The sequence below is a fragment of the Mesorhizobium sp. M7A.F.Ca.CA.004.06.1.1 genome (genome assembly GCF_003999135.1).
Classification (GTDB): Bacteria; Pseudomonadota; Alphaproteobacteria; order Rhizobiales; family Rhizobiaceae; genus Mesorhizobium.
In genome coordinates this window covers 1-3,973 of sequence record NZ_RZPQ01000558.1, presented here as the reverse complement: position 1 = coordinate 3,973, position 3,973 = coordinate 1, and the positions used below count along the sequence as shown (strand labels likewise).

Annotated in this window: 3 protein-coding genes and 1 pseudogene; 2 read left to right on the top strand and 2 right to left on the bottom strand. The window is 61.1% G+C overall.

Annotated features, from left to right (window positions below; translation table 11 throughout):
* The coding region (locus EN906_RS25655) for an HlyD family secretion protein (RefSeq protein ID WP_164777357.1) at positions 1 to 993 on the bottom strand (993 nt) is incomplete at its 3' end.
* A 939-nt stretch (positions 994 to 1,932) separates the two neighbouring features.
* Here EN906_RS25655 and EN906_RS25650 point away from each other — a divergent pair.
* Both EN906_RS25650 and EN906_RS25645 read left to right on the top strand, forming a co-directional pair.
* On the top strand, positions 1,933 to 2,178 hold the full coding sequence (locus tag EN906_RS25650) for a hypothetical protein (RefSeq protein WP_127270296.1): 246 nt from the start codon (positions 1,933 to 1,935) through the stop codon (positions 2,176 to 2,178).
* Between the two features lie 564 nt (positions 2,179 to 2,742).
* The gene (locus EN906_RS25645) at positions 2,743 to 3,372 is read left to right on the top strand and encodes a uracil-DNA glycosylase family protein (protein WP_127270300.1); all 630 of its coding nucleotides are present in this window, start codon (positions 2,743 to 2,745) and stop codon (positions 3,370 to 3,372) included.
* A 223-nt stretch (positions 3,373 to 3,595) separates the two neighbouring features.
* Here the strand turns inward: EN906_RS25645 and EN906_RS25640 are convergent.
* Positions 3,596 to 3,973, bottom strand: a pseudogene (locus EN906_RS25640) (transposase); the annotation flags it as partial.

Genomic DNA, 3,973 nt, shown 5'->3' with positions numbered 1-3,973 from the left:
ATTTCCGGTGGCATTGTCGGGGGGCAGGAGCGAGAACTCTTGGCCGCTGGCCGGCGCGATGCTGTCAACGATGCCCCTTACGGGGGTGTCGGCGAAAGCATCAACGTCGATCCTGACCTTCTGGCCCGAAGTGACCTCGGAGAGCTGGGTTTCTTTGTAGTTGGCGACCACATAGATACCGTCGAGCGGGACTACCGCAAGTAGTTGCATGCCAGGCTGGACGTAGAGGCCCACCCGCAACTGGCGCATACCGACAACGCCTTCGCTGGGCGCCCGCAAAACCGTGTAGCCTAGGTTCAGTTCTGCCTCCTCGAGTGCTCCTTGGTTGTGCTGCAGAGCAGCATTTGCTTCATCAAGCTGGGCCGCGAGAGTGCCGACCTCTCGCCGCACCGCCTCCAGGGCTGCCTTGTCCTTCGCGACCAATGCGTTCGCGGCGCCGATCTGGGATGCTGCCTGCTGTGCATTCTGGACGGAGCCATATCCCCCCTTGGCAAGCGTTTCGAAGCGTTCGTCATTTTGCGCGGCATAGACCTCCGTGGCCTGGTCGGCCTTTAGGGTGGCATCCGCCTCGTCGATGAGGGCGCGCTGCTCTGCCAACTGGGCGTCGATGCTCACGATTTTCGCCTTCGCCTCGGCGACGTCTGCCTTCGCCTCATCGACGGCTGCCTTGAAGCTGCGCGGATCGATGGTCGCCAACACGTCGCCCGCCTTGACCTTCTGATTGTCTGCGACCAGCACAGTGGCGAGGTAGCCGGCGACTTGAGGTGCAACTGGCACGATGTGGGCCTCCACATAGGCATCGTCGGTCGATTCCTCGAAACGCCAGACCGTCCAATACTGCCGGCCGGCATACGCAGCGGCGGACAACGCAGATAGGGCAGCAACGCCAAATGCGACGATGCGGAGCGCGCGGACAAATCTCCCCTCTTTGGCACGCGGTAAGGTCAATGCTACGACCTCCGTCTCCGGTTTGCCGGGATGATTGATATTCATGATTCCTCCTGCCGGGGAGGCCGGCCCATCCGGGGCGCGCCCGGACCAATGCTGGTTCGTCTCGTTACATTCAAAGAAGCGATTCTCGCAGGAAGACCTCGGCGACCGCTGTATCGAGTTGGTTCTCCCGACTGGCCGCACACCTCTGCAGGTGATGGAATTCTCGCCTCAATGAGATCAGCATTCTGAGAACTGATCGCCGGCAGCGACCGCCGATGCTCCCGGCCTTTGAAGGGTCATTTGGCCCTCCCGCGTCATGTCCTTCGTCACTGTGGCGGTGACCGTAGCCCTCTCCTTGGCCGCCACTAATGTGGCCGCCGTCATGAGCCAAGGCCGCCAAACCCGAGCCTGCCGCTAACAGCGCGGCCCAGGCAATTGTTATCCAAACATGTCGTACGTTTGGCATCGTCGTACTCCTTGCGGCCCACGCTTTGGGAGGAAGCGCCGCAAGAGTGTATTTGCCGTCGACTGAGCGAAATCATACTTGCGTCCAGCGATGCCAGACGTGAGGTCATGGATTGCGCATCTCGGCGAGAACGACGACCGATATCTCATACCGTATTTCCGGACTTTCCCCTCCGGCGGGGCGGCTTCAATAAGGAACGGCAGACTCCCCATTCTCAATTGAGATCCTACGGCGGAGGGTATCAGGAGCAGCAGAATCGTCGCCTTCTTAGGCGCGCCGAGTTCATTGGCGGGTCCAGGTCATGTGTCTAGTTCTGCCGAAACCATTGGGGCCTGAAGGCGCTAGTCGGCGAGGCAGAAATTGACGAACACCGGTTGAGAGCGTGCCTGATCCCTGCAACGGTCAAAGACGAAACGCAGCATGCCTTTGGAAAAGAACCTGCCTCCCGCGTGTGGCATCGTTGCGGCACGTAAGGCACGCAATCTGCCGATCCACGAACGGGTCGGTACCAAGTTATTGACGAGGAGAAGCCCATGTCCAGCGTCCATCCAGTTCGCGCACTTTCCGCAGCGCTCGAGGCTGCGAGGACGAATGCTGTCGAAACCATCGCGGCAGATGGCGGGCCTCTGTCATCTGCAGTTCTAGCTGAACTCGCCATGTTGCAAACTGCACTGACGGCCACCCGCCAAACACTCGATGAGCATGGAACCCGATTGGGCTGGGGTGGCGACGAGGGGGCCGTGGATCAGGCGGTTCTAGAACTCCATTCAATCAAATAGCTGGATTGCCAGTACGCAGTGATCGGCTTCCTTTCGTTGTGCCAGAGTTTGCCGTGTTATTGTTCGGCAATCCGTAGGTCCGCACTGACTGGCTTCGCGTCTCTTTGAAGTTTTGGAGCAGCCAACAGTTAAAGGCGTGCAGCCGGAGCTGCCAGCATCATTTGGACCACAACTGCCAAGCGTCAGGTTTTCCTTAGCAACTCGGGACGACCTGCGCTTCCCATTGTGAACGAGCGCGACGAGGACCAAGGTTGTCGACGCACCACAGCAAGCGGGCAAATTCTTACCAAGGCAATCACCTGCCACGGCATGTCGGTTGGACGGTTTCAGCATGCTATGGAATCGAAGGAAACAATTGTCCAGAAGCTCTGCACGTTCCCGCGGTGAAGCGTCGCGCAACTCCGGCGGCGGCTGGTCGAATGTTATCCGAACTCCTACGTCCTCTGGTCAGTAATTGAACTGACGACAGGGCGAGGCAACAATAGGGATCGGAACGACGTGGTAGACGTTTCTGCAAGTCATAGCTTCGTGGCACATTCGCGCGACGACGGAACGCGCGGCCAGTTGGAACAGTCGCAACTTGACGCGTTGCTTTCGAGCATTCGGGCATGCCGCGTGTGCGTCGAGGAGTTCGGCCATGAACCGCGCCCGGTGGTGCAGGTGGCCCCCGGCACCCGGCTGTTGATCTGTGGACAGGCGCCGGGGCGACGCGTGCATGAAAGCGGACTTCCGTTCGATGACCCGTCGGGCGACCGGCTGCGCGAGTGGCTTGGAGTGGATCGGCGCGCCTTCTATGCGGACCCGCGTATCGGCGTGGCCCCCATGGCGTTCTGCTTTCCGGGGACCAATCCCAAAGGCGGCGACTATCCGCCACCGCCCAGGTGCGCCGCGCTCTGGCGGCAGTCGCTCCTGGCATGTCTGCCGAAGGTGGAACTTACGGTGCTGGTCGGCGCTTATGCTCAGCGGTGGGCGTTGGGAGACACGCCGAGGCGTTCGATGACCGAGACCGTCGCGGCATGGCGCACCTATGGGCCTGCGGTGATCCCGCTGCCGCACCCCTCCTGGAGATGTGCAGGCTGGCTGCGGCGCAACTCATGGTTCGAGAATGAGTTGGCGCCCTATCTGCGCGTTCGGGTCGCTGCCATTCTAAGCGGCGCCATTACCCTTCATGAACCGGCCACACGCTCTCGATAAGGCAAGCCCGCGGCGACCTTCTCCGCGCAGATCGCGAGAACCGCAGGCGTGACGTTATCCGGGCCCAAGCAGAGAGACCGCCATCCAATGGACGATCAAATAGTCGGCGATGTTTCGGCTATGGCATCTCCACCAGAGCACTTCGGAACACACGACCGTGCATTTCGGCTGCTTGTTCAGGTCGATCGTCGGACACGACCAGTTCGACGTCCCTGAGGCCTCACGCTTTCAAGCCGACGAGAAATCCCGCCAGGTCGAGCGGTTGTCGCGATTGGCCATCTCGATGGCTCTGGCGCCTTCCGTCCCAGTCAATCCCGACGGAAATCAGCACCGCCTGGCCCATGACGATGCCGACTTCGCAGACCTTCTCGTAGCGAGCATCGACAATGAGGTAAGGGAACGGCTCCTGGAGCGGGCGATTGGCAAAGGCGGGGAGGCTCTCGTCCAGCGGCTTGCGCCCGCTCGGAAAGCTAGTAGCGCTCGAACAACTCCGCCGAGAAGCGGCCCTGCCGGTTCTGCGGCACCCTGAGTCCGAGCTTGCCGGCGCGCGTGACGAGCGTGCGACCGTAATGGCCCGAACGATAGGCGAGCCGCTCCGGCG

Coding starts and splice junctions, on each gene's coding strand:
- EN906_RS25650 (WP_127270296.1), top strand. CDS start 1,933: ATGTCCAGCGTCCATCCAGTTCGCGCACTTTCCGCAGCGCTCGAGGCT.